25 protein-coding genes are annotated in these 25736 nt (G+C 47.8%); 10 read left to right on the forward strand and 15 right to left on the reverse strand.

Annotated features, from left to right (window positions below; all coding sequences use genetic code 11):
• Positions 1–124: 124 nt before the first annotated feature.
• Positions 125–823, reverse strand: a complete 699-nt coding sequence (locus RBB45_RS12200; RefSeq protein WP_009791852.1) for a Na-translocating system protein MpsC family protein — start codon at positions 821–823, stop codon at positions 125–127.
• 311 nt (positions 824–1134) lie between these two features.
• Between RBB45_RS12200 and RBB45_RS12205 the strand changes: the two genes are divergently transcribed.
• Positions 1135–1833 carry a Na-translocating system protein MpsC family protein gene (locus RBB45_RS12205; protein WP_009791854.1) on the forward strand — a complete coding sequence of 233 codons (699 nt, stop codon included), beginning with the start codon at positions 1135–1137 and terminating at the stop codon, positions 1831–1833.
• A gap of 124 nt (positions 1834–1957) precedes the next feature.
• Positions 1958–2380, forward strand: a complete 423-nt coding sequence (locus tag RBB45_RS12210) for an anti-sigma regulatory factor (RefSeq protein WP_165352663.1) — start codon at positions 1958–1960, stop codon at positions 2378–2380.
• A gap of 96 nt (positions 2381–2476) precedes the next feature.
• Here the strand turns inward: RBB45_RS12210 and RBB45_RS12215 are convergent, their stop codons facing one another.
• The 5 genes from RBB45_RS12215 to RBB45_RS12235 all read right to left on the reverse strand — a co-directional run bounded on the left by RBB45_RS12215 (position 2477) and on the right by RBB45_RS12235 (position 9229).
• Positions 2477–3622, reverse strand: coding sequence for a glycerate kinase (locus tag RBB45_RS12215; protein ID WP_094769122.1), 1146 nt, complete (start codon positions 3620–3622; stop codon positions 2477–2479).
• A gap of 24 nt (positions 3623–3646) precedes the next feature.
• Positions 3647–4921 (reverse strand): GntP family permease, encoded by a 1275-nt coding sequence (locus tag RBB45_RS12220; protein ID WP_306009626.1) that lies wholly within the window; start codon positions 4919–4921, stop codon positions 3647–3649.
• Between the two features lie 119 nt (positions 4922–5040).
• A complete protein-coding gene (locus RBB45_RS12225; RefSeq protein ID WP_306009627.1) occupies positions 5041–6162 on the reverse strand; it encodes a sugar diacid recognition domain-containing protein in 1122 nt (373 codons plus the stop codon).
• A gap of 76 nt (positions 6163–6238) precedes the next feature.
• Entirely contained in the window at positions 6239–7699 is a 1461-nt protein-coding gene (locus RBB45_RS12230) for a carboxylesterase/lipase family protein (protein ID WP_129613458.1), read from the reverse strand.
• Positions 7700–7771: 72 nt separating this feature from the next.
• Positions 7772–9229, reverse strand: coding sequence for a protein adenylyltransferase SelO (locus tag RBB45_RS12235; protein ID WP_306009628.1), 1458 nt, complete (start codon positions 9227–9229; stop codon positions 7772–7774).
• Positions 9230–9508: 279 nt separating this feature from the next.
• Here RBB45_RS12235 and RBB45_RS12240 point away from each other — a divergent pair, with 279 nt between their 5' ends.
• Positions 9509–10405 (forward strand): 3-hydroxyacyl-CoA dehydrogenase, encoded by an 897-nt coding sequence (locus tag RBB45_RS12240; RefSeq protein WP_022543466.1) that lies wholly within the window; start codon positions 9509–9511, stop codon positions 10403–10405.
• Positions 10406–10806: 401 nt separating this feature from the next.
• Here the strand turns inward: RBB45_RS12240 and RBB45_RS12245 are convergent, their stop codons facing one another.
• From RBB45_RS12245 to RBB45_RS12265, 5 genes are all read right to left on the reverse strand, one after another.
• Positions 10807–11514: a M48 family metallopeptidase gene (locus RBB45_RS12245; RefSeq protein WP_306009629.1), complete on the reverse strand. Its 708-nt coding sequence runs from the start codon at positions 11512–11514 to the stop codon at positions 10807–10809.
• A gap of 7 nt (positions 11515–11521) precedes the next feature.
• The gene (locus RBB45_RS12250; protein ID WP_022543464.1) at positions 11522–12037 is read right to left on the reverse strand and encodes a YehS family protein; all 516 of its coding nucleotides are present in this window, start codon (positions 12035–12037) and stop codon (positions 11522–11524) included.
• Between the two features lie 67 nt (positions 12038–12104).
• Positions 12105–14006 carry a ribosomal protection-like ABC-F family protein gene (abc-f, locus tag RBB45_RS12255; protein WP_248138957.1) on the reverse strand — a complete coding sequence of 634 codons (1902 nt, stop codon included), beginning with the start codon at positions 14004–14006 and terminating at the stop codon, positions 12105–12107.
• 477 nt (positions 14007–14483) lie between these two features.
• Complete coding sequence (locus RBB45_RS12260; protein ID WP_248138959.1) at positions 14484–15494, reverse strand: C45 family autoproteolytic acyltransferase/hydrolase; 1011 nt, start codon at positions 15492–15494, stop codon at positions 14484–14486.
• Between the two features lie 51 nt (positions 15495–15545).
• On the reverse strand, positions 15546–16442 hold the full coding sequence (locus RBB45_RS12265; protein ID WP_094768813.1) for an aminoglycoside phosphotransferase family protein: 897 nt from the start codon (positions 16440–16442) through the stop codon (positions 15546–15548).
• A gap of 277 nt (positions 16443–16719) precedes the next feature.
• Between RBB45_RS12265 and RBB45_RS12270 the strand changes: the two genes are divergently transcribed.
• The 3 genes from RBB45_RS12270 to RBB45_RS12280 all read left to right on the forward strand — a co-directional run bounded on the left by RBB45_RS12270 (position 16720) and on the right by RBB45_RS12280 (position 18944).
• Positions 16720–17511: a transporter substrate-binding domain-containing protein gene (locus tag RBB45_RS12270; protein WP_094768812.1), complete on the forward strand. Its 792-nt coding sequence runs from the start codon at positions 16720–16722 to the stop codon at positions 17509–17511.
• Between the two features lie 63 nt (positions 17512–17574).
• Positions 17575–18219 carry an amino acid ABC transporter permease gene (locus RBB45_RS12275; protein WP_306009630.1) on the forward strand — a complete coding sequence of 215 codons (645 nt, stop codon included), beginning with the start codon at positions 17575–17577 and terminating at the stop codon, positions 18217–18219.
• Positions 18216–18944, forward strand: coding sequence for an amino acid ABC transporter ATP-binding protein (locus tag RBB45_RS12280; protein WP_094768811.1), 729 nt, complete (start codon positions 18216–18218; stop codon positions 18942–18944). Before RBB45_RS12275 ends, RBB45_RS12280 begins: the two co-directional genes overlap by 4 nt.
• Positions 18945–19156: 212 nt before the next feature.
• On the opposite strand, the gene abc-f (RBB45_RS12285) is transcribed toward RBB45_RS12280, so the two are convergent.
• The gene (gene abc-f, locus RBB45_RS12285) at positions 19157–20788 is read right to left on the reverse strand and encodes a ribosomal protection-like ABC-F family protein (RefSeq protein WP_306009631.1); all 1632 of its coding nucleotides are present in this window, start codon (positions 20786–20788) and stop codon (positions 19157–19159) included.
• Between the two features lie 307 nt (positions 20789–21095).
• On the opposite strand from abc-f (RBB45_RS12285), the gene RBB45_RS12290 reads away from it, so the two are divergent.
• Positions 21096–21260 (forward strand): hypothetical protein, encoded by a 165-nt coding sequence (locus tag RBB45_RS12290; RefSeq protein WP_009791875.1) that lies wholly within the window; start codon positions 21096–21098, stop codon positions 21258–21260.
• A gap of 17 nt (positions 21261–21277) precedes the next feature.
• Here RBB45_RS12290 and RBB45_RS12295 read toward each other — a convergent pair whose 3' ends face one another.
• On the reverse strand, positions 21278–22153 hold the full coding sequence (locus RBB45_RS12295; RefSeq protein ID WP_094768809.1) for an aminoglycoside 6-adenylyltransferase: 876 nt from the start codon (positions 22151–22153) through the stop codon (positions 21278–21280).
• 27 nt (positions 22154–22180) lie between these two features.
• Positions 22181–22681, reverse strand: a complete 501-nt coding sequence (locus RBB45_RS12300; protein WP_306009632.1) for a DinB family protein — start codon at positions 22679–22681, stop codon at positions 22181–22183.
• 174 nt (positions 22682–22855) lie between these two features.
• On the opposite strand from RBB45_RS12300, the gene RBB45_RS12305 reads away from it, so the two are divergent.
• Positions 22856–23356: a hypothetical protein gene (locus tag RBB45_RS12305; RefSeq protein WP_306009633.1), complete on the forward strand. Its 501-nt coding sequence runs from the start codon at positions 22856–22858 to the stop codon at positions 23354–23356.
• 23 nt (positions 23357–23379) lie between these two features.
• Positions 23380–23871 (forward strand): hypothetical protein, encoded by a 492-nt coding sequence (locus tag RBB45_RS12310; RefSeq protein WP_306009634.1) that lies wholly within the window; start codon positions 23380–23382, stop codon positions 23869–23871.
• Here the strand turns inward: RBB45_RS12310 and RBB45_RS12315 are convergent.
• Positions 23868–24902, reverse strand: coding sequence for a GGDEF domain-containing protein (locus RBB45_RS12315; protein ID WP_224951294.1), 1035 nt, complete (start codon positions 24900–24902; stop codon positions 23868–23870). The genes RBB45_RS12310 and RBB45_RS12315 overlap by 4 nt on opposite strands.
• A gap of 222 nt (positions 24903–25124) precedes the next feature.
• On the opposite strand from RBB45_RS12315, the gene RBB45_RS12320 reads away from it, so the two are divergent.
• Positions 25125–25661, forward strand: coding sequence for a hypothetical protein (locus RBB45_RS12320; protein WP_129613467.1), 537 nt, complete (start codon positions 25125–25127; stop codon positions 25659–25661).
• Positions 25662–25736: the final 75 nt, after the last annotated feature.

The raw sequence follows: 25736 nt of genomic DNA on the forward strand, positions 1-25736 counted from the left end.
TAATAGGTCCCATTGGCCCTATTGCAAAATCTGCTGCTGAGCAAAAGAAAAAAGCCGAAAAAAAACAGGATCTCCTGTTCTTTTCGGCTTATGTCCGGCACAATTTGTCCGGTTCATTACTGCCTTATGAATCATTAGGTTTGAGTATAAAAGAAATAACACTGTTATCCAGTTCAAAATTCCAATCAACAAAAACGTCCTGTATCCCCGCTTCCAGGATAGCAGAAAAATGAATATCATTGCTGAGCAATTCACCTTCCAGTTGCCTTTTGGCAACCCGGAGCGTTTCAACAAACCCAAGGGCTATCAGCTGCTTTTCGATCGGCACCAATATTCCCTCGCGGATGACAACCAATGTCCGGGATCCGAGCATATAAGATTCAACCCGATCCGGGGCTTTCTCCGCCTGCCTGCTTATGCTGATGATTTCTTCGTGGACCTTTTTCTTTCCCTTGTAGTCAGATTCTGAATCTTTGCCTTCAGCCACAATGGACGGGCCTACGCCGACAAAGACCCCTGTCTGCCTGTCAAGATTCCAATCATAATACATATGCTGAATGTCTATATCCGTGATCGCTTTGATCTGGCCCCGCATTTCAGGGTCAAGCGATTTCATCAGATATTCTCTTGTTGTCAGTACCGTCAAATCCTGGCCCTGGTCAAGAAGCACCTGCTCAGTGGCTGATATAAAGCCGCTTATATAAATAAGGACATATGGCTTTGATACCGTCACGTAAATGGCTTCCGGGCCTTTTCCGAACTTCTCCCGCAGCAGCTTGCCAAAGTTGTTCGACAGTTTTGTCTGCTGCGCCTTAATTTCCATGTTTCCGTCTATCCCTGCACTTAGAAAGAAGCATCATATCCTCTCTCCTTTTTTCCATTTTAGCATCTGCCTGCCAGAAGGGAAACTCCTAAAAGGCAAATCTCCACAACATAATTTTCCCCTTTTTATCACAAAAAAAACATATTTTATGAATAATCTGTAAAAATATAGAGGAATATTTTAATTTTGGAAGAATAAATAGGTAGATCCAGTTTTTTACGGTATAATTGCATTATCTCAAGACTAACGATCCCCGTCCCCGCTGCTGAACGGATTTGGGATATGATGCCTGAATCTAAAGGATGGCGAGAATGGACATTAAGAAAAAAGAAAAAGAATTGGGATCTTTTATTGGACGGGTTTTGCGCGGAGCTTTTGGCAAGGGGCCGGGGGCCGTGTTTGCCACTATTTCTCCCCCTTATATCACTGTATATATGAAAGACTTTATGTCACAGATAGAAGATAGATTATTAGATACAGAGCAAAGCAAGTATGTCGAGAAAATCAGGGACATGCTGATGCCCGCACTCATAGAGGAGATAAAGGTATATATCCAAATGGATATAGGCGTCACCATTGATGAATTCTATTATGACTGGAATCTGGAAAGCCATTCAGGGATGTTCATCGGCGTTTCGACAGAGGCCGCCCCGGAATACAGCCATTATCAGAACCAGGAAGCTGTACATAAGGAAGTCATCCAAGTCAGTCTGGAAGCCGAAAAGCCTCCAGGCGAAGTATATTCTTCCCTGCTGAATCCAAGGACTCTTGTGATTGTCCGGAATCAAATACTGGTAGCTGTTGAAAAAGAATTAATCCGGCAGGGCTATCCGGAAGTGCTTACCCTCGCCAAACGGGATCTGGAAAAAAGATTGTTCATGGAGCACAGGCCGCAGTTCGAACACTATTTGGATGCAGAGCTGGAAAATGTGTTTGTTTCATGGGATTTTGAACAAGACAAAAGCGTGTGCCTCTTCATCTTAAAACCGAATCATAACAGGCAGCAATGACCCAGGCGATAGAACTGGACATGAGCCAAGAGAAGGAAGCCTCCTTCTTTTGGCTCTTTTTTTTAATAGACGATTGACCAAACAAATGCCAGAGCAAGAAATGGCAGTAAGGGGTTTGTCAGGCATGGAGAAATCAGCAGTGGTTCAAATTATAAAGGAGAATGATATCATTCTGGCCAGAAAGATGGGTAGAGAACTTGCTCGATCCCTTTACTTTAATCCCATTGATCAGGCAAGAATCCTGACAGTCATATCAGAGCTTGCCAGAAACATCTACCGGTATGCAGGCAGCGGGCAAATTCAGTATGAGAAGCTCACAGCAGGAACTCAAATAGGGCTTCGCCTTACTGCCATCGACCATGGACCGGGAATCAGAGACATTCCGAAGGCACTGGAGCAGGGCTATTCCAGCAGCAATGGGTTTGGGGCAGGGCTGCCTGCTGTAAAACGGATGATGGATGAATTCCGGATTGATTCCAGCAAAGAGATGGGAACCAAAGTTACCGTGATTAAATGGAAAACCAGAATCTTTGGAGGTATATGCTAAGCCGGCGTTATGGACGGATGGCAGGGAAAAGAAACACAAAGAAAAGCGCCTGAAATTTAAAAATCAGGGCGCTTTTTGTATGATAGCCTTCCAATATTAATGCCTGCCCTGCCGTCCCAGCCTCCAAACAGCCGCAACATTGGCTGCCGCCTGTTCTGCATATTCTGCTGCGTTCCGGAAGGCATCCTCCAAAGGGACTGCTCCCGGCACGATGCTGAAGACTGCGTCAATCCCATGCTCCCGCACAACCTCACAGTCTCTTGAAATGCTGCCGGCCAGCCCGATCACCGGAACGCCCGATTTTTTGGCGGTTCTGGCAACGCCGATCGGGGTTTTTCCGAAAATCGTCTGTCCATCGATCCTGCCTTCTCCTGTGATGACAAGATCAGCATCTGCCACGATCTTCTCCAGTCCGGCAGCTGCAATGACAATATCGACTCCCCGCTTCAGCTCAGCTGGAAGAAAGGCGAGCAGTCCCCCGCCAAGGCCGCCTGCAGCTCCTGCCCCAGGCACATCCTTGATTTTCTTCCCAAGATTCTTTTCAATCACACCAGCATAATGCGCCAGATTTCGATCCAGCATTCCGATCATCTGAGGATCGGCGCCTTTTTGCGGACCAAAAATGGCGGAAGCCCCTTTTTCTCCGGTCAGCGGGTTGTCGACATCACATGCGACCTCAATCTTTACATCTGCAAGGCGTCCGTCGAGCTGTGAAAGATCAATTGATGAGAGGCCTGATAGCGCTCCTCCGCCCCCGCCGATTTCCCGGCCTTCTTCATCGAGCAAGCGGGCGCCAAGTGCCTGAGCCATACCCGCCCCTCCGTCATTCGTCGCGCTGCCGCCGATTCCGATGATGATATGGGTGACTCCGACATCAAGTGCACTCTTGATTAATTCGCCGGTCCCTTTTGTGGTTGTCACAAGAGGGTTTCTTTTTCCGGCAGGCACCAGGTGAAGTCCTGATGCTGCCGCCATTTCAATGACAGCGGTTTTCTTATCTCCCAAAAGGCCGAAGAAGGCTTCCACAGGCTCCCCCAGCGGTCCTGTCACCAGTGCCGGTATAATGGTTCCGCCGGTCGCATCGACCAGTGACTGGACCGTACCTTCCCCGCCATCAGCCATCGGCACCTTCACATATTCAGCATCAGGAATGATGCGCTTGAAGCCTTTTTCGATACAATCAGCGGCCTCCATGGCCGACAAGCTCTCTTTATAGGAATCTGGTGCAATGACAATCTTCATTTCTATCACTCCTGTTTTTGAATCTTATCCGAACAGCTGAAATACACCGTAAATGAGAGTAGATACTACCGCCATTGTAAGTCCCACCAGTGATTCGTACGGCATGACCTTCAAACGTTCTTTCATTTCCATATTGACGCTTCCGCCTGTTGCATGGAAAAAGCTTCCGTGCGGCAGATGGTCAAGGACAGTTGCTCCCGCATGGACCATGGCTGCGCCTGCTAAGGCGCTGACGCCCATTTCCAGGATGGTTGAACTGAATACCTGGCTTGCTACAGCTGTACCTGCCGTTGTCGAAGCGGTGGCAGCCGACATGAAGATCCCGGATGCAGGTGCAAGCACATACCCTGGCAGACCGACGGCCTCAAGTCCATTTATAAGAACATCCTTCAGCCCTGAATTGGCGATGATTCCCGCCAATGTGCCTGTTCCAAGCAGCATGATGGCGACGCCTGTCATTTTTCCGAGTCCTGAGACGGCAAAATCATTGATCTTCCTTGCTTTGCCCATCACAATCGCTCCCGCAATCCCTCCAAGCGGCAGGGCAATCATCGGATCGATGCTGATATCAAATAATGGCCTCAATGCCAGTAAAATGATAGTAACGACAGGTCCGATCAGTGCGGCCCAAAACGGCGGAAGCGCGCCTCCAGTGTGCGGGGCAACTTCGCTTGCTGAAATGGCAGTCCCTTTATTCACAAGCTTTCTCGCAATGAAATAGGTCATCGCAAGACCAAAGACTGCAGGGATGATCCCGGCTGCCATAATGCTGGTCAGCGGGATATTGAATGCATCTGATGCTGCAATGGCATTCGGGTTCGGCGACATAATATTGCCGGCCTTTCCACCGCCTATCATGGCCAGCAATATCGCCGTTTTGCTGATCCCTGCTCTTTGCGCAATGGCCAGTGCGATTGGTGCTACCGTGATGACAGCCACATCGACAAACACGCCTACCGCTGTCAAAATCATCGTGGCAGCCGCCAATGCAAGCAATGCCCTCGTTTCACCGAGCTTCTTCACAATCGTTTCTGCAATGACGGACGCGGCCCCAGATTCAATCAGCACACCGGCCAGGACGCCGGCAGCCAAAATCCGCAGAACCGCAGGGATGATGCCTTTGGCACCCTCCATCATTAAAGTGACTGTATCGGTTATATTAACCCCGCCGACCAGGCCGCCGATTAAAGCACCGGCAATCATGCCATAGGCCGGGGAAACCTTTTTCAATATCAATAGTATGGCAACAGCTAAAGCGACTATGGCCCCTAAAGCGCTTACTTGAATGGTGGCTTCCAAGATGATTCCTCCCTTAAAAGATGTTAGCTTTATTGTAAGCGTTTCCGTAAAGGTTTACATTGTTCGAAATATAAAATAAAGGCCCGGTATTTCCGGACCTTTTTGTGCACATGCACAATTCACTTAAGCTGGTTGTGCAAAAGAGATAGATAGAGTTCCAGCAGATCCTTTATGGAGCGCGGATCCTTTCCGGTCAGCTCCTTGATCCGCTCCAGGCGGTATCTCAGTGTGTTGCGGTGTATATAGAGGCGGCTTGCCGCAGAGCTGCTGTCCCCATTTTCTTCAATATAAATCCTCAAAGTCTCCTGCAGCTCGCCTTTTTTGTCATGCTGATTTAAGTTTGCGGCATGGTACTGGAACGCTCCTGCTATCCCGAGCTCTGCTGCCCTGGCAACAAAGACTGGCAGCTTATAATCTTCATAAAAATAAAGTGCCTGCTGCGGGTCAAGCTTCCTTCCCGCCTCCAGCGTATGTACAGCTTCCCGGTATGATCTGGAGAGCCCCTCCAAACCGGGATGATACTGGCCGATGGCCGCCTGGCATGGCAGCCCCTGGCTGCCTGCAAGCGCGGAAAGCCAGTCTCCCAACTGGTTCATGGTTTGGCCATGATCCCAGACTTCCCGTTTTATAATCACCTTTTTCAGCAGGATGATATAGCCGGGGTTCATCACATACAAATCTTCCTTTTCCAGCCTGTCGCGGATCCATTTATAGCTCTTGGTCTGCTCATCGGCTGCAATAACGATTGCCGTCCTCGGTATATCCAAGTCAATTCCGAGGCGGTTCACTCTTTCAAAATAGAGCGGATCCAGATTTTCACTCCCAGACAGCAGCTGGCTCGTCAGCTCTTCCTTCAGTCTTTCATCCCACTGCATCTCATCCATCAAAACAGCCTGCTGAAGGATCATTTCGGCCGCCATTCTGACAAGCTCTCCGTAGCTTCTGATTTCTTCCGGCTCCCCCGTGATCCCGATTACGCCGATGATATGATCCTGGAAGGTGATCGGAAGATTGATCCCTGCCCTGACGCCGTTCAGCCGCCCGGCCTCTGCTTCAGTAATTTCAAACCCGCGGCCCGCCCCGATCACCTGGACTGCCCCTTCATGGACAGACTGGATTCTTGCCTCATCTCCCGAACCGATGATCACACCCTTCTCATTCATCACATTAATATTCCGGCCGATGATCTGCATCGTCCGATCCGCGATCTCCTGAGCCAATGCCCCATCCAGAAACTTCATTTTGCACCTCCTCAGGACGAAGGTGCCAGGTTAGTTGTCCCGGCCTGTTGAAGAAGCGGGACAACTAACCTGGCCATTATCCCCGTCCGGTAATCAGCTCACGCTTTTCTTTGTAAGGGTCAGCTTCAACCCGGCTTTCACTGTCAAAAATATAGGTATAGCGGTCCAGCGGCTGGTACGCCGGCCAATTCATGTCATCTCCAGCCGCATTCGGATTGCCCGCCTTGGCAAACGATATCCAGGCTGACTGCATATGCCGGGAAAGTTTTTGTATGGTTTCATCCACTTGGACGCCAAGCCGGCTGAAGTAGAAAAGGTTTGAAAAAACAAACGCAATCTCCAGTCCATGTGCTGCCTTGCCGACATGGGGATGCCCGGGAATATGCCAATCAAACCGGTACATCCAGACAGGAGCATGCTTTGTTTGCGCGGCAGCATATTCAATCGCAGGCTTCCAGAAAACAAAATCGGTCATGAACTGGGATTCCCCTTCAATTGTTGCCGGGTAGTGCCTTTTCACCTTTTCCGCCGCCTCCGGACCAATGAGCTTGGCCATCGCTTCATCTCTTGCAGGACCTGGCATAGGGGCTGAGCCCGGCCTGAAGAAAAAGGCCCCTTCATCATGATTGGTCCCGATCATGACAGGAATCCCTTCTGCTGCTCCTCCGATGATTGCCTGCAATGGAGGAACCGGCAGTGTCTCCGCATCAACCGTTGGCTGGAAAATCATACCCGGCCCCTGACCCGCGGTGACCCGCTCCGCAGCCTTCAAAATATCCTCTGCCGGCACTTCATTTAATTTTTCCATGTTATGATCATCAATGCCCAGCTGCTGCAGCACCGCTTTCGCTATCATGGAAGCCTGCTCCGGCGGGATGATCTGCGATGCCCCGCTTTCCAGGATGGCCTTTTGAAACAGCCCCTTTGCAGCCGGCATGGCCAGTAAAGAGGCGATGCTCATTGCACCTGCCGACTCCCCGAACACCGTCACCTGTTCAGGATCGCCGCCAAAAGCTTCAATGTTTTCCCGGACCCATTTTAAAGCTGCAATCTGATCAAGCAATCCAAGGTTCGCTGTATAGCTGCTGTCCACTCCGGCAAGGTGCAGAAAGCCGAATGCGCCGAGCCTGTAGTTGATCGTGACGACAATAACCCCGCCGTTTTCCGCCATACTTGTCCCATCATAGAGAGGACTGCTCCCGGCACCTGCCCGAAAGGCGCCGCCATGGATCCATACCATAACCGGAAGCCCTTCCCTTGGACCTGCCGGTGCCCATATATTTAAATACAGGCAGTCTTCTGACATATTGTCAGCAGGCGCGCCAAGCATGGCTGCTATATCTTTATTTTGCGTACAAACAGGGCCAAATTCATTCGCCTCGAGGGTTCCTTCCCATGCTTCAGGCGGCTCGGGAGGCTGAAAGCGCAGCTCGCCGGCCGGTTTTTTTGCGAAAGGAATGCCTTTCCATACTGTGGCAGCGCCTCCCTCAGTACCCCTTACAAATCCTTGCTTGGTTTTCACAATGGCTGAATCCATTCACACACACTCTCCCTTTGGTTTTTTTCAAAAAAAGAGACCTGCCCCATGATCGGGGCAAGCTCCTGCTGATCAGGTTCCGCAATAAGTTACATAGCCTTTTCCATCATCATCGGGACCAGTGCAATATCCCTCGTCAGCCTCTGCAAGAGAATATGGCTTTGCCAGCACATTCAGAAGCCTGCCCATCACACTGTAGTCTCCTTCAACAGCCGCCTTAAGGGCCTCTTCCACTCTATGGTTCCTCGGGATCACTGCCGGATTGCTGTTTTGCATCAGCGTTTTGATGTCTTCTGGTGTCCTATCCTGTTTTTCCAAACGGGACTTCCATTTATCATGCCACTCGGCAAACCCCGGCTTGCCCTCTAGAGCTGTTTCCCTGCTGATCGTTAAGGCCCGGAATGTGTTCGTATAATCCGCCTGATGATCCTTCATCAGGGAAAGGAGTTCATCGACTAGCGCTCTGTCTTCTTTTTCAACAGAGAAGATCCCAAGCTTTGCCCCCATACCTTCCAGCCAGTTGCCCTGGTAAATGTCCATAAAACCGGAAATTTCCTTCTGGGCAATCTCAACAGCCTGGTCCTGATCATCATGCAGAAGGACCAGGAGGCTCTCCGCCAGACGGGCCAGATTCCAGCCGGCCATGTACGGCTGATTTCCGTAGGCATAGCGTCCCTGCACATCGATGGAGCTGAAGACAGTTTCAGGATTGTAGGTGTCCATAAAAGCACATGGGCCGTAATCGATCGTCTCGCCGCTGATCGTCATATTATCGGTATTCATAACCCCATGGATAAACCCGGCCAGCTGCCATTTGGCGATTAATGAGGCCTGGCGCCTGATGACCGCTTTAAGGAGTTCAAGATAAGGCTGCTCGTGTCCCTCTATTTCCGGGTAGTGGCGGAGAATGGCATAGTCCGCGAGAGCTTTGACATCTTCCTTCTCACCGAATTGCGCGGCGAACTGGAAGGTGCCGACACGGAGATGGCTGTCAGCTACCCTTGTTAAAATGGCGCCGGGCAGCATGGTCTCCCTCCGGATCATTTCACCTGTCGTGACAACGGCGAGGCTCCTGGTCGTCGGGATTCCGAGGCTGTGCATCGCTTCGCTTATGATATACTCGCGCAGCATCGGGCCTAGTGCCGCCCGGCCGTCTCCGCCGCGGGAATAAGGTGTCCGCCCCGAGCCCTTCAGCTGGATGTCAAAGCGGTCGCCTTCCGGGGTGATCTGCTCGCCGATCAAGAGCGCGCGGCCGTCCCCAAGCATATTGAAGTGGCCGAACTGATGCCCCGCATATGCCTGTGCAAGCGGCGACGCTCCTTCAGGCATTTCATTTCCGGCCAGAATGCTGATGCTTTCATTACTCTGAAGCTCTTCAGCATCCAGTCCCAGTGAAGCCGCCAAAGGCCCATTCAGAATGGACAGCTCCGGCGCCTCCACAGGATTGGGATCCTGGCTTGTAAAAAACATCTCCGGCAGGCGTGTGTAGCTGTTATCTAACTTCCACCCTGTTCTATTGCTGTTTGTCATTGTATCCCCTTTACGTTTTTGACATAAAAATCCTATTTGCAGTCGATAGTTTTATTATACCCTTTCCGTTTTCAGTTGACGCGCGGAATGCACGGGAGGAGCGGATGGATGTTTTTAAAGGCTGAGAACTGTGCGGGACTTTTGTGCATCATCCTATTTAAGAACGGCGGTATAGTTCTTTTTACCCAAGCATTATACTTCTATAATTTCTCAGCTTAGGTTTATAATAAGAGTGGTAGTAAATCTATGAATGATACAAATAGAAAGGGAGTTTTTTCTATGAATTACAAGAATGTAACCGTTGCCGGAAGCGGAGTGCTTGGAAGCCAGATCGCATTCCAGACGGCATTTAAAGGGTTCAATGTATCTGTATATGATATCAACGACGAGGCACTTGACCGTGCAAGAGATAGAATCGGGAAGCTGAAGCCGCGCTACCAGGAGGACCTTGGAGCCAGTGAAGAAGAAGTAAATTCAGCCTATGAGCGCATTTCCTTCCACAGTGACCTGGCTGCAGCGGTTGCTGATGCCGACCTCGTGATTGAGGCAGTTCCAGAAGTCGTGCAGATCAAGATTGATTTTTATACAAAGCTCGGGTCTGTGGCACCTGAGAAAACCATCTTTGCCACTAATTCTTCTACTCTATTGCCAAGCCAGTTTGCTGACGCGACAGGCCGTCCGGAACATTTCCTGGCACTGCACTTTGCGAATGAAATCTGGACAAACAATACAGCAGAAGTAATGGGACATCCCGGCACAAGCAAGGAAGTATTCGACGATGTCATCGAGTTTGCGAAAGCAATCGGCATGGTTGCGCTGCCTGTGCACAAAGAACAGCCCGGCTATATCCTGAATTCACTGCTTGTTCCATTCCTGGAAGCAGGCCAAAAGCTGCTCTTGAATGGCGTTGCCGATCCGGAGACGATCGACAAAACCTGGATGATCGCAACCGGCGCGCCAAAAGGCCCATTCGCCATCCTCGATATCGTCGGCGTCACAACTGCCTACAATATCGCAAACGGCAAAGGCCAGGCCGGCATGGCAGAATCCGCCAAACTCGCTGAAATGCTGAAGCGGGATTATATCGACAAAGGCAAGCTTGGAAGAGAAACAGGCGAAGGATTTTACAAATATCCGAACCCGAGCTATATGGAAGACGACTTTTTAGACAGCTGATCATTTGAAAAAGCTGCCCGATGGTGCTTATTGTGCTGGAGGGCAGCTTTTTTTGTGTGGGTTTGGGGTGGAGTATTTGGATGGATTCAGGTTTCGGACCGGGAAATGGTGCTTTGAGCAGATGATATTTGGTGAATTTAGCTTTAGAAAGCCCCTGCCGGCAGGAATTTTACATTCTCACTCCCAAATGGAGGGTATGTTTGCGGGCTGGATCATGTTTATTAGCAACTTTTTCGATATATTAGCAAGTTTTGGATTTTATTAGCAACTTTTCCTTTTTATTAGCAACTTTCCAGATATATTAGCAACTTTCACTTTTTATTAGCAACTAGCCCAAAATAACCCTCCCCGCCAACTCAAAAAAACACCAGCCCCCCAGGCTGGTGTTCCCCAAACTCCGCTCAAACCGTCATCTGCCAGCTTGAAAGAGCCAGCCATCTTTCCTGCTCTTTATAATCCGGCATCAGCTTCCCGACGAGGCGCCAGAAGGAGCGGTCATGATTCATATGCATCATATGGCACATTTCATGGATCACCACATATTCAATCACCTTCGGCGGAGCCATGGCCAGCTTCCAGTTGAACGTAAGCCGGCGGTTGGAGTCGCAGGTTCCCCATGTAGTAGGGCTGTCGGAGATGCGAATAGATTGCGGCTTCATTTTGAAATGCTGCTGATTGGTCTGAATGTTTTTTTCAACAAGCGCTTTGCACTGCTGATAGTAAAACCGCTTCAGAGCCTGCTGGATCTGTTCATCCCCCGGCTGCTTCACAAAAATGCGCAGCGTATCTCCGTCCACTGCAGCATAATCCTGCTCAACCCCGGCATCCATGGTCACTTCAATAGGATAAGATTTCCCCAGATAGAGGAACTTCTCATCCCGGTCATAGCTCCGTTCCTTTGGGCCCTCCAGCCGGTCCTTCATTTCCTGCGTATTCTCCAGGATCCAATCCCATCTCTCCTCCACCAGCTTCAGCACACTTTCATCCTTTGTGCCTTTAGGGACTCGGATTTCAATATGGCCAAGACCATCGATATAAATCCCGGCCCACTTCCTGTTTTTATGGACAATCTGAAAACTGATCGTCTCCCCTTGAAATGTGTGCAGCATGATCCTGTCATTCTCCTCTATATTTAACCGTTAATCCTTTTAAGAAATTACGGGCAAAATTGTCTCCGCATTCTTTATAGTTTTTATGGCCTTTTTTCCTGAGAAAAGCGCCAAGCTCGCCTTTAGTCACTGTGAGCCCTGCCAGCTTGAATACATCGAGCATATCTTCACTTGTCAGGGACAATGCTATTTTCAGCTTTTTCAGCAATAGATTATTGGGATGTTCATTGTCCGACAGCCTGACCTGCGGCGCTTCCGGCTCACCTGGCCTGGGTTCCTGACGGCCGCGCTTAAAAACAATATATCCATTCAAAAACGTTTCCAGCATGTCATCTGTGCACGGAATATGCCTATCTGTTGCCACTGGAGCCGCATCATCCTCCAAATCAGGCGATTTCGTCAGAATCAGCAGCACTTCTTCCCGCGTAAATTCCATTCCGCCCAGCTTGAAAATCTCCACTACATCGTTATTCTTAATATCCATTGCATACCTGCACCGAATCAAAATATCATTATTATCCACGTTAACACACTCCTGTAATACCGGGACAGGCACACTGTCCCAATTTATTGATGAACCGGAGGAACTCTCATCCCAGCCAAAGCCCGATGGCTTCCTCCAGTTCTTTATTTAATTTCTCTTTCCTGCCATACAGCAGATTGAGCCTGTCATAATCACTTCCGGCCTCTGCCATGAAGGCATCAATTTCCTTTAATTCCTGCTCAAGCCGCTGTATTCTTGCTTCAGCCTTCTCAGCTGACGTGTCCTGTTTTGGATAAGAATGCTGATTCTTCTTTTTCTCCTCAGGCACTGGCATCACCTGGACGGCTTTTTGTTCCTTTATCATTTTATAGGAATCATAGTTGCCTGGGTAGTTTTTCAGCGAATAATCTTCTACTGCAACCACTCTTTCGCTGATTCTGTTGATAAAATAACGGTCATGTGAGATGAAGAAGATCGTTCCTTCAAAGTCTTCCAAGGCAGCTTCCAGTGTTTCGATCGATGGGATATCCAGATGGTTGGTCGGCTCATCCAGGATCAGCAGATTGATATCCTGGTATAATAGCATCGCCAGCTTCAGCCTGATTCTTTCGCCGCCTGACAGCTGCTTCACCTTCGTGAAGACACTTTTTTTATAAAACATGAACTTAGCCAAATACTCGCGGGCCTTTCCTTCCACAATGGAAATGTCCTCCCGGAAGGCCTCGAGTACGGTCAGCTCTTCATCATTGAATACGATTTTCTGCGGCAGATAGGCTGCCTGCACATTGGCGCCGAGCTCTACTGTGCCTCCATCTGGCAGCACCTCGCCGAGGAGCATTTTCAGGAAAGTGGTTTTGCCGCTGCCATTTGAGCCAAGCAGACCGACTCTTTCTCCATATTGGACCAAAAGGACGCTGTTTTTAAAAATAACCTTATCATTAAAGCTTTTGCACAGCCCGTCAGCTTTGATGACTTCTTTGCCTGAACGCTGGGCGGCTTTAATATCCAGCCTCATATTTCTCCGTTTGAAGACAGGCTTTTCAATGATATCCATTTTATCAAGCTTCTTCTGAATGCTCGCTGCCCGCCGGAAGAATTTATTGTTATCCGCTCTCATCGCCCATTCGCGCAGGTCGGACACCGTCTTTTCCATGCCGTTGATTTTTTTCTGCTGCTCACGAAAATGCTCATATTGAATCCGCATATTCTCTTCCTTCTGGCTGATAAAAGAAGAATAATTGCCTTTGTAAGTGATGGATTCCATATCCTCAATCTCGACTATCTTCGTCACGGTGCGGTCAAGGAAATACCGGTCATGCGAGACGATCAGGACAATGCCCCTGCAGCTTTTCAGATAACTTTCCAGCCACTCGATCGCTTCCATATCAAGATGATTCGTCGGTTCATCCAGCAGCAGGATGTCAGGATTATGGATCAGCAGCTTGCCGAGCACAACGGTCGTTTTTTCCCCGCCGCTCAAAAGATCAAAATTTGTGTTCAAAAAGCTTTCGCTGAACTTAAGTCCGGTGCACACCTTGCCCAGCTTCTCTTCCCGCTCGTAGCCGCCCTTCGCCTCAAGCTGCATAACCAGATCGCTGTATTGGTTCAAGGCTTTTTCAAGCTCCTTATCTGTGAGCACCTTCATCTGCTCCTCCAGTTCACGCATGCGTGCTTCAATTTCATCGATTTCTTCGAAAGCAAGATTCAGTACATCGTTCACAGTCAAGCCCGGCGGAAAAACCGGCGACTGTTCCAGATATGCCTTGCTCGCCCCTCTTGGAAAATGAATCAGGCCCTCATCATAGCCGGGACTGGATGTCTGCGGATAACCCGGATAATAATGCATCTTTTCAATCCCCGCGATCAGCTTCAGGATGGTGCTCTTTCCGCAGCCATTGGCCCCGACAATCCCAATCTTCTCCCCTTCAAAGGCTTCAATTGATACATTCCTCATGATCAGTGTGGCTTCCATATATTTTTTGATTCCGTTCAATTTTAATTCGAGCATCTTTTATTCCTTCTTTCATCCATATTGGCTGCTACACTTTTATGGACAAGGCAAAGAAGATCTTCCAACTATTGAATTTTCCCGCATATAAAAAGGCTGCAAGAAGATATCCCTTCCTGCAGCCTGGATGCTTCTATAATTTATCGCCAGTGAAGCCTGAAATGCGCCCATCACAAAATAAGCCCATTTCAGCCTCTGGAGCAGCCTAGAGCTGCCGGACTGATCCCGTAAATTATAAACCCGGTGAGTAAAGTAAGTTTCCTTCTAATTTGCCATCATTCCATAAAGAGCATAACAAATAGACCTAATCAGATTAGGCATTTTAACACTCAATACAAAATTCATATTAATTTTAAAATCAATTAATATTGGCAATTAGTTGGTTCCATAAACTTACTTCACCCCTTCATAATTTTCTGTATTATCTCATGTTATCCTTTAGTTGTAAATGAGCATGCGGACTAATAATAATCCGGCTCATATTTTCCCTTGCATTGCTGTTTGTTCAAGATCTTCCCCAGCAAGCCACTTTTTTAGATTAATCTGCAGCGGATCTTCTCCACGGCAGAGAGAAGTAACTATCTGAGAGTCCTGAAAAGAGTAGCCAAACGTGTGCAGTGTTCCAAAGAGATCTTCATAGTCTGTAAAAAACAGCGGTGACTCTGAGTCCCTGAACAGATCGAAGGTTTGCTGGAAAGAAAGCTGTTTACTTCCGACCAAATCGAGATAACCGGTTCGCTTGATCGACCCATCAATATGCTCACGATTCTTCCCTGCCATCTCTTTTGACCTGAAATGGTTGACGCAGGAATGAAACACTTCCGGCCCTTGTCTTATCAATACCTTATCGGGGCTTGCCTCCACTGCCCCCTGATTGCCAAAGCTGTCAGCTAGGGAGAAATTATAGCAGGCTGCATGGGGAATTTCCTTCAGAAGTTCAGCAGCCTCCCTCACAGTGGCGCAAGTATCCAGCACCATCCTCACACTTGTCCATGCCGATAGCCCTTCCTGATAGCCATCGTGACTGACAAAATGAAGCCCTGCCGCGAGCCCTTTTTCATTCACCCCATCATGCCGGCCGATGGCCTGAAGATTGTAGCCGGCTGACGCAAGAGCCGGCAGATTCTCTGATAGAGTGAAGATACCGTCATAGAACTCTGGGGAGAAATCATAATTGCGCACATAAAAGTCTTTCGTCATAACCGCTGTACAGCCCATGGCAGCCACCTTGGGCACATCATAACCGCTGAAAAGTGCTGCTGCCTTATGATAAGGAATCTCCAAGCCGTCAGCAATCCCTTTTAATTCATCCAGGAGATGAGGAGAATAAGCTTTAAGGATTCCCTCCATTTTCTCTATATTGATAGCAGCCTTTGTGATACTTTTAAACACATTCACTATAGGCTTCCCTGACAAGTGCCTGCCCAAGGCTGCACCGTTTTCATAAGGGCCCTTCCGCAGCTGCAAAATATCCGTTTTGAATTCCATATCGAGGTCTCCTTTTGATAGATTCATACCGCTTAAAGAGTTCAACGCTGTTTATAAAACCAATGACACTAAGGCTCCAAACTTTCCCAGTCCCGCTTTCCAGTCCGGCTTCTTTCCATTCCGTACATCATAAAGGAGCTCATGAAAAATAGGCTGAAGCCCGTAAAAGCTCTGAACCCTTTTAAAGAGGGCATCTGCTGATTCATTCGTCTGATACCAGGACAGGACCTCCCTGGTGAAGTTTTCTCCATAAGCCCAGTAAATGCCCGCAAAGTCGAATGCCGGGTCTCCAAGCTGGGCGTCGGTAAAATCAATGACCGCGCTGATACGGCCCTTCTTTTCGCTGTAAATGATATTGGAAGCTGTCAAATCACCGTGAATGATAGATTTTTTAATAGAATAGCCAGGGAATTCTTCAAGAAAATCCCTGAATATCCTATTAATCAGATCCTTTTCCCTGTCTTTTAGATAAGGGAGAATTTCCTCCCTGACAGATGAATGCAAGGCTTCCCAGTACTCCAATGTATGAAGGGTTTTCAGATTCATAGTGTCTGCCTCTGCAGGGTCTATGGAGTGCAGCTTAGTTAGAAAATCGCCCAGCAGCCTTGCATTTTCCTTGTTATTCTTGAAGGAGTCCATGCTGATATCGCCTAGCATCCTGCCTTCGAGATAATCATACCGGACACATCTTAACATTTGATTCTGGTACAAATATTCATAATCCGGCAACTGCAGGATGGGGTGTTTCTTTTTCAGCAGATGCAAGAGCTTTCCTTCCGCCTCTACTTTTGAGATCACATTTTCAGATTTCGGAAACCTGAAGACGAGACTTTCATTAATGATCACAATATCGTTATCCCAGCCCTTTTCATTTGCTTGAAACTTTTTTATTTTTAAGTCTGGATATTCATCCGAAATGAACTCAAGATATTCTTCTTTTCCCAGCATATAAACCCCAGCCTCCCTCTAGCTTACTGAAGGTATTCTCCCGTTTTTTTCCAAGTATAGCATAACAGACGCAGGTACAGGACCTTTTCCCCCTGCCTTTTCCCCACACATAAACTGCCTCACAAAGCCTTTCTCCCTGTCCAATAACAACGCAAAACCGGGACACATTACCCACCCAGCTCTCCTGCTGAAAGCCTTTTCCTTTGAAATTACCTGTAAACATTTGCTAACATTGTCAATGTAGCGAATTATCAGACAATAGATTGGGAGGGGTTAGATGAAAAAAATACAATTATTCAGCTTTATGATGCTAGTGATGCTGGTCCTGGCTGCATGCGGCACAGATGATGCAGACAGCAGCGGTGATGGAGGGAGCTCCGGTGACGACGGAAGCAAAACCTATACGGTTGGGACCGATACAACCTATCCTCCGTTTGAGTTTGAAGAAGGCGGCGAGTATAAAGGGATTGATATTGATATCATCAATGCCATTGCAGAGGAAGAAGGGTTTGAGATTGAATTAAAGCCTATGGATTTTGGCGGCATCATCCCGGCCATCCTGGCTGACCAGCTTGATGTAGCTATTGCTGGCATGAGCATTACAGATGACCGCAAAGAAAAAGTTGATTTTTCAGACCCGTATTTTGATGCCGGGCTGACCCTTGTTGTTTCAGAAGATAACAGCGACATTACCAGTATAGACGATTTAAAAGGGAAAGTGGTCGCCGTTAAGAATGGTACAACAGGTGCGGAGCATGCCGAGGAAATTAAAGAGGAAGCCGGCATAAAAGAAGTCCGCCAATTCAATGACAGCCCGTCCATGTTCCAGGAAGTGGCCAACGGGAACGCAGACGTGCTGATTGAAGACTATCCGGTTATCGCGTACGCCATTAAAACAAGCGGCCTTGATCTGAAAACCGTCGGGGACCGCCTGACCGGCGACCAATACGGTATCGCTGTAAAGAAAGGCGAGAACCAGGAGCTGCTTGAAAAAATCAACAGCGGCCTCCAGAAGATAAAGGATAACGGCACATATGATGAGATTTTAGGACGTTATCTGGAAGAGTAAGAATTTGCTCAGCGCGCTCCTCAAAAGCGCGCTGTCTTTTTCGAGAAAGAGAGGAGCAGCGATTTGGATATTTTCATAGAAGCCCTTCCTGTCTTATGGGCCGGGCTAAAACTGACTGCATATATTACCGTTCTCGGTCTGCTGTTTGGATTCATCATCGGGCTGATCACCGCACTTTTCCGCCTTTCCCCGATTCCGCCTTTAAGGTGGATCGCCATTTGGTTCATCAACTTAGTACGGGGAACACCTTTCCTCGTTCAATTATTTTTCATTTACTTTGGATTGAATTCACTTTCGTTTATTTCGCTTGAGCCTGTAACGGCAGGTATTTTCGGCGTTGCCATCAATGCAGGCGCCTATATAGCTGAAATCATCCGGGCCGGCATTCAGTCCATCGATAAAGGGCAGACAGAAGCTGCCCGCACACTGGGGCTGACAAGTACGCAGACCATGCGCTATATCATCCTGCCCCAGGCTTTAAGAAGGATGCTGCCGACATTTGTGAACCAGGCGATCATCAGCCTGAAAGACACCTCCCTCCTGTCGGTCATCGGAATCGCCGAACTGACTCAAAGAGGGCAAGTCGTCGTATCAGCGACCTATGAACCTTTTAAAATATGGGGCATGGTCGCGCTCATGTATTTCATCCTGATCTACCTGCTCACCAAGCTCGGCGACTTTATTGAAAGGAGATATCAGCTGCGATGAGCGTAATCCAAGTCAATAATCTGAAAAAATCATTCGGCGAACTCGAAGTATTGAAAGATATCAGTACAGAGGTAAAAGAGCAGGAAGTGGTCTGTGTTGTCGGCCCTTCCGGCTCTGGAAAGAGTACCTTTCTGAGATGCCTGAATAAACTTGAGGAAATTACGGGTGGCCATGTCATCGTGAATGGAAATGACATAACCGATCCTAAAATCAACATCAATAAAATCCGCCAGGAAGTCGGGATGGTGTTCCAGCACTTCAACCTTTTCCCTCATAAAACAGTGCTGCAGAATATTACCCTGGCCCCAATGAAAACGAAGGGCGTCGACAAAGAAACTGCAAAAAAGAAAGCCCTCGAACTTCTTAGAAAAGTAGGGCTTGAGGAAAAAGCGGACAGCTACCCCGGCGAATTATCCGGCGGGCAGAAACAGCGTGTCGCCATCGCCAGGGCACTTGCCATGGAGCCAAAGGTCATGCTGTTCGATGAGCCTACATCTGCCCTCGATCCTGAAATGATCGGGGAAGTGCTCGAGGTTATGAAAGATCTTGCCCGTGAAGGCATGACCATGGTCGTCGTCACTCACGAAATGGGATTTGCCCGCGAAGTCGGGGACCGTGTCATCTTCATGGACGGCGGATATATCGTCGAAGAAGATGTCCCAGGCGAATTATTCGGCAACCCCAAGCATGAACGGACTAAGGCTTTTCTTGGCAAAGTGCTTTAGGCCGGGTTTGTGGATACAACAGAAAGGAGCCCTGCTGCGGCGGCAGGGCTCCTTTTGATTTGGACTTTTGAAAAGGCGAGTTGCTAATATATTTGGGAAGTTGCTAATAAAACGGGAAACTTGCTAATATATGGATAAAGTTGCTAATAACATCAAAAAGTTGCTAATATCCGTCCCCTGCACCCTTCCCCAACCTAATATCCGCACAACATTCATCCAAGCTCCCTTATCCGCCTTGTAAGCTCATTAAATTTCCGGTCCAGCTCCTGATATTCTTTGTCTTTCGGCGTCATAAAGCTGAGCTTCCCCAGCACTTCCTGCCTTTCAGTTTCAAGCTTCATCCTCAGCTCTTCCCGGTCATCCCTTGTTTCCGGTTCCTGGCCGAATTGCCTTTGAATAGTCCCGCCTGCAATCACGAGCTTGCTGCTGGTTATTTTCTCAAGAAAATAGCGGTCATGCGACACCGCCAGTAGTGTCCCTGGATATGCTGACAGGGTTTCTTCCAGCTGTTCGCGCGAAGGAAGGTCAAGATGGTTGGTCGGCTCATCAAGTATGAGCACATCTTTTTCCTCCAGGATGTATTCCATCAGCTTGCACTTGACGCGCTCGCCCATGCTCATATTCCTGATCGGCTCCTTCCACTGCGATGCCGAAAAGCCAAGATGCTTCATTAAGGTTTGAACCTTCCCTCTTTCAGCAAACGTTTCCCGGTAAAAAAGCTCTTCCGGCGTCTGGTCGAGCGGCAGATCGAATACTTCCTGCGTCAAGTAGCCGACACTGGCTGCCGGCGACACCCAGACCTCTCCCTCTGCTGTTTCCTTTCCCATGATGATTTTCAGGAAAGTCGTCTTCCCGCTGCCGTTCGGCCCTGTTATGGCCACTCTTTCGCCATGCTGGATGGTAAAATGCGCTCCTTCAAACAGCCTGCGCCCATCAAAGGATTTTGCAAGATTCTTCACTTCCAAAAACCGCTTGCCCCGCTTTGTGTTTGCCGAAATCGAAAAGCGGACCTCATGCTCAGGCGCGACAGGAGCTGCTTTTGATTTTTCCAGCTCCTTTTCCAGCCGCTTCCGTTTGGATTTCACCTGTGAATCAAGGCGCTTCGCCTTCACACGGTGATATTCCTTGAAGCCTTCCTCTTTCATCGATTTAGCATGGCCGGTGTTTGCCCAGGAGCTCAGCTCATTCAGCTGCCCCTCGATCCGCTCGACCATCTTCTGCTGCTTTTCATATTCCCGCTGCTGTGCAAGCCGTTTCTGCCTCCGGGCCTCCATATAACTCGAATAATTCCCTTTATGCTCAATCAGCTGCTTATCCTCGATCGACCAGATTTTAGAAACCGCAGCATCCAAAAAGTGGCGGTCATGGGATACGAGGATGATCGTCCCTTTATAGGCTGCAATCTGTTCCTTCAAAATCTCCATGCTCTGCTCATCCAGATGGTTGGTCGGCTCATCAAGGAGCAGAAGGCCTGCATCTGCCGCAAAGCCTTTTGCGAGACGGGCCTTCAGTTTTTCCCCGCCGCTCATCCGTACATAGCCCACAGCAGGAACCTGCCATTTTTCCAGCAGCTTAATTTCCAATGGAGATTGATGCCCTGAAGCATAGGATTCTGTTTCCTGCTCTACCATCAGGATATCAGCTTCCTGCCCCACCCACTGGATCTGCCCGCTGGATGGCTGCCTCTCACCGGTGATCAGCTGCAGCAGAGTGGATTTTCCGGCTCCATTTTTCCCAATGATGCCGATCACTTCCCCCTGCAGGACACTGCTATTCACCCCTTCAAACAGGCTTACATCCATAATTTCATAGCTAATGTCTTTCAGTTTCAACATTTCCTTCATACTCTCATCCCTCTCTTTAAGGGAGAACCAAAAAAATCCTCCCAATTGAATTGGAAGGATTAGCCGTACCTTTGCATCAGCAAATAAACCATTATCATAATGGCTGAATGATGTATAAGTGAAAAATGGGCAGACTAATCCTATTTTTTGTGTGAATTGAAATATGCTATTTCAATCAAGAAAAAATAAGATCAGTTATCCATCGTCCACCCATCATTCCTTTCGCACTTAGTTGGATATTAGTATACCACAAAATGGCGGAACATTGTGATATAATACGTAAAAATAAGGAAAAGGAGGACACCTGATGTCTGGAAAAAAAGTAGCCGTATTCATCTTTGTTGGTGTTTTGGCTCTGGTCATTATTTTGTTTGTTGTGATGAATTTGTTTTTCAGTTATATGGAAACCAATGATGGTACGGATGATACTGCCTTTAACACTCCTTCTGTCTATATTGCGGACAAGTTATAGAAGGAATTTATCGAGCCTCACACTGGCCGCTGCTCCTGGCTATAAAGAGACTCCACCAGCCCTGCTGCATATGCATCCCCTTCTTCAGGATAGTGAAGATCCATTTTTACACAAACATCTTTGGCAGTTTCTCTGAAAAAGCTCATCGTATTATGCAGGGCCCTCCAGACATCCTCTTCTTCATAAACTCCATAAAGGTTTTTATAGGCGGACACTGTTTCAGGATCAGCCCATTTTTCAAAAAAGCGGTTACCGTGCCAGGTGTCAAAAGCAAGGCCTTTATTAAGCTTGGTCTGCGTCCGTACCAGCTGCATGAGCAAATGCTTCATATAAGAGTCGCAAATCGATTTTGCGTCAAGCAGCTCTCCCCGCCTGATTTTCTTTGCAGCCAATACAGCATGGTACCAGAAATCATGGATAGCATTTCTTATCTCCTCTGAACCAGGCATCTGAGGGGCAGGCAGATTTTTGGGCGCCTGATGAACCAGGGCTGTGACGGTGCCGTCCTTGTCGAACAGTACCCTCACACCCTTTGCAAATACGCCAAGCGGCTCCGGATCCTGCTCAAGCTCCGGCAGTGCGGAAACAGGGAAAAACGCAAAGTCGACATCAAGCCCCTCTTCAAACAGGACCCTTCTTTCCTTTCCTCCCCCAACGGCAGTATTCTCAAGGAATGTCAGATAATGCTTCCCTATTTTCCCCAGCCAGTCTGTATCATCAAGAAATGCAGACGGGTTTTCCACGATAGCCACAAGATCAAGGTCGGAATACTCGTCAGCCGGCACCTCCGTTCTTGCCCTGGAACCTACAATGAGCGCCGCCCGGATCTTTTCATCGTTTTTAGCCATCTCCATAAATCCCGCTATTATTGTTTCATAAGTCAGTTTGTTCATTATTTACTGCTCCTTTTACTCATACTCTTAAATCCCCAGCCTCTCCTCCAGCTCCCCTTTCTGCCGGAGATGATGCCGGAAATGCATTTCAGCCAGCTCGTGCCACTCCATGGCGCTCAGCCAGCCGAAGCCTCCATGCTCAGTTTTAAGGTCAGGTTGAATCTTATCCAGTTTTTCCCCCAGCTCCCTTATCCTTCTTTCCAGCTGCACAAGCCTTTCGAGCAGGGAAGCTGAAGTACCTGAGTTGTCCGGCGGCTGGTTCATCTCATCCGGCAGCCTGATTTTAACAGGCGGGAAGCCTCCTTCCCTGAACAGCTTTTCGCCAAACTCCGTTTTCCCTCTGCCCTGTACAGGCTCAGCAGCAGCGCACGCTTCCGCTTCATCCAAATACTCATCGGCCACCACAATCACATGATCATACATCTGCGCAAGAGACCACACCCCATCAGCCGGAATTTGCCTCAGCTGTTCCAAATCATACTTTCCGAGGCTTTGTTTATAAATCTCCATGACACTTTGCTCCGCCATCGCTCCCGCTCCTTTCCAAAGTCCCTGACACTACTATTCTCCACTCCAATTAGGAAATCCTTTGTGAGGCCGGGGGGACAGGTCCCTTGGCTCAAAAAACAAGAAATATTAGCATTTCCAAAAGCAGTGTCTCCTGCTAAAGTTAATATGAATATTAATACAGGAGGCTTCTTCATGCTTGGCATTAAAAACTATAAGCCAGTTTTCTACGGAGACTCTTTGGAATTCATAAAGAATCACGGCAATCGCCTTAGATCCATGGTTAATAAAAATCTATGTGGGATGTGGACTGTCCACGAAGTGTCGAGCGGTGAATTTTGGGGTGATTGTCCAGTCGTCTTACTAATAGGAGGACAGCAGCTGGAGTTTTGTTCGTTTAAAGATCAAATCGCTGTAAGCTGGAATGCAATTGATGTAAATGAAAGTATAATATGGTATGGATCCTGGGATTTAAGACTTGAATGGCGAAAAAATGCGATAAAAGGCACTTCTGCTTTCACCGGCAGTCCAGTAGAGGGGGCAGACTTGATTGAAACAGCACAAGGAGGTCACTCCAGCACACTAAAAGGATTAGGATTGAAGACAGCTAAAGGCTATATTTCGCTATTTAATGAGTTTGATGAAACAGTCCTTGCGTTCAAAAAAAATGAAGAGTGTCTTTATACAGAAATCTAAGCCATTCCCAAAAGGAGCATACCATGAAAAAAGCTTGGATATTGATTATAGGCCTTTCCCTTTCCTATCTCACCGTTTTCATGATTACCGAAATTTACACGATCAAACGGTTTGACATTATGTCCGGCAACGGAAATATCGGTCTCCTGCCTGCAGGCTTCTTGCTCCTTCTTTCTATTTTTCTCATAGTGCCGATCTATCAATCTATCCCAAATACAATTAAAAACAGCTGGATTGCAGCTGTTTTCTTCTCAGTTTCCCTTCTTATGCTGATTTCTATTTATATTGGAAAATCAAGACTGGGCCACATCAGAAAATCTCTTTCCGCACATTTTGAAAGCAGCGATGTCAGTCAGTTAACATTCGGCATGACAATCTACACTAATGCTGTCTATATCAATATGTTCAGCTTTAGCACGGTACTGCTCATCATTGTTCTACTAACTATGATATTAAAAAAATGCACCGGACGAAGAAACCGGTACCTTGTCCCTGCAGCAAAAAAGGGATACTAAATCTGTCCCTCATCCCCAAACGTCACCCGGTTCCGCCCCTCATGTTTAGATTGATAAAGTCCCTGGTCAGCTCTTGAGAGAAGGGAATCTACAGTATCTCCTTTTTTATACTGGGCAACGCCAAAGCTGGCAGTCTGATTCCCTGCCGGGGGAAAGCTGCTTTCCATGATCACCTTTCTCAGTTTCTCAGCCAGGTTTACTGCACTTTCCCCTGTCTTTGGGGTAAGAATGATAAACTCTTCCCCTCCCCAGCGCCCAAAAAGCTCAGCACCCGTCAATGGTTGTCTGACGAGTGAAGCCAGCTGTTTGAGGACAAGATCACCTGCATCATGCCCATAAGTATCGTTCACACATTTAAAATGGTCGATATCAAAGAAGATCACTGAAAAACCTTCTGATTTTTTTATCCATTCTTCAAGCCACCCATCAATTCGAAGCCGGTTTGCAATGCCGGTAAGCGAGTCAGTATAGGCGACCCTCTTCATGCTTTCAAGCTCTGAAAACAGCTTGAACAGGTGAAGGGCCATATAAAATACAAGTATATAAAAAAGGTAGGCCACATAAAACTGAGCCAGTGACTCAAGGCTGTCGCCAGAGGCATTAGGGAGATTCATCAGTCCAAAAGCAAATATAATGACAAAAATGAAAAGCGAATAAACAGCGCCCCATTTTGCCCTTAAGATCAGGAAGAAAATCAAAATAACTGCCGGAACCCAGATGACAGAGACCCCAAATGCTCCTTCCTTTCCTTTTCCGATATAATTAAAAACACCATCATATATGATGGCTATATGTGCAGCACTGATGATCGCCAAAGTAGCGAGCTCAAAAGCACGCAAAAACTTTCTTTTATAAACAGCAGCCCAGCTGATGATATTCCAAGCTATCAAAATCCTTGTCAGATATGTTTCCAAATTGTCTTCCGAGTCATTTTCCATAAGATTATAACTAACCATCGCCAACAGAATCAAAGGAATCATATACAGATAGATCATACGTTTGAAATCCATATATGAATTATACTTTCTCAAATCCGCTTCCCCTTTAAGTCGCAGTGCAGTTCTGCTTTATAAACTTCTTTCTTTATCTTACAAACAAATGGAAAAAAGTCCAGTCTTTTCGGCACAAAACAAAGCTCCTGCCCCGCCGGCAAAAGACCTTTCCTCCGCCCTAAAATAGTCTGCAGCTCCAGGAGGTTTGTCCATTCGTTTCTTCCTGCTTTTCATATATTGATTATGAAGGGAGTGAAATGAATGCGATTTAATATTTTGACGACAGGACCGATGAAAATTCCAGGCCAAATCTCAGGGGATCCAGCAGGAGGTCCGCCTGACGTTGTAAGAGTTTCCATCTCCAATCCGACTAACCGAGATTATAGGATTCAGCTGTTTGCGGAAGTCTGTTCATTAGACGAGGACGGTGTTGGCGAATCAACCCTCTTTCCAGACGCTGTATTTGTCATCCCGGCAGGCAGCTGCCGAAACAGGACATTCGGTTTTTTAGACCCGGACATAGGAGGAAATGCCGGTGACCAGCTCCGCTTCTTCGCAGTCGGTGATGTGGAGCTTCAGGCGGTAAAACTGGAGCTTTCCTTTGTAGGACAAAGGCTTGCTGATGAAATGAATGAACCGACCATGTTCTTCCGCCATGATGATCTGCTTGAGGTGAGAAACAGATATACACATCCAATCAGCGAGGCGGTTTTGGGCGGCAGCAGCCAATCGTGGGACACGCTCACTGCTGGTGATGAAGGTTCAAATCCTGCAAGTGCAGGAAATGAGGCAGAATAGGCAATTGATCTTGAGGGGCAGGTCATGCACAATGTTCCATAATAAAAAGCGGGACAAGGTGCACTTCCCCTGTCC

The organism is Bacillus sp. MMSF_3328 (genome assembly GCF_030733525.1).
Classification (GTDB): Bacteria; Bacillota; Bacilli; order Bacillales; family Cytobacillaceae; genus Bacillus_AB; species Bacillus_AB infantis.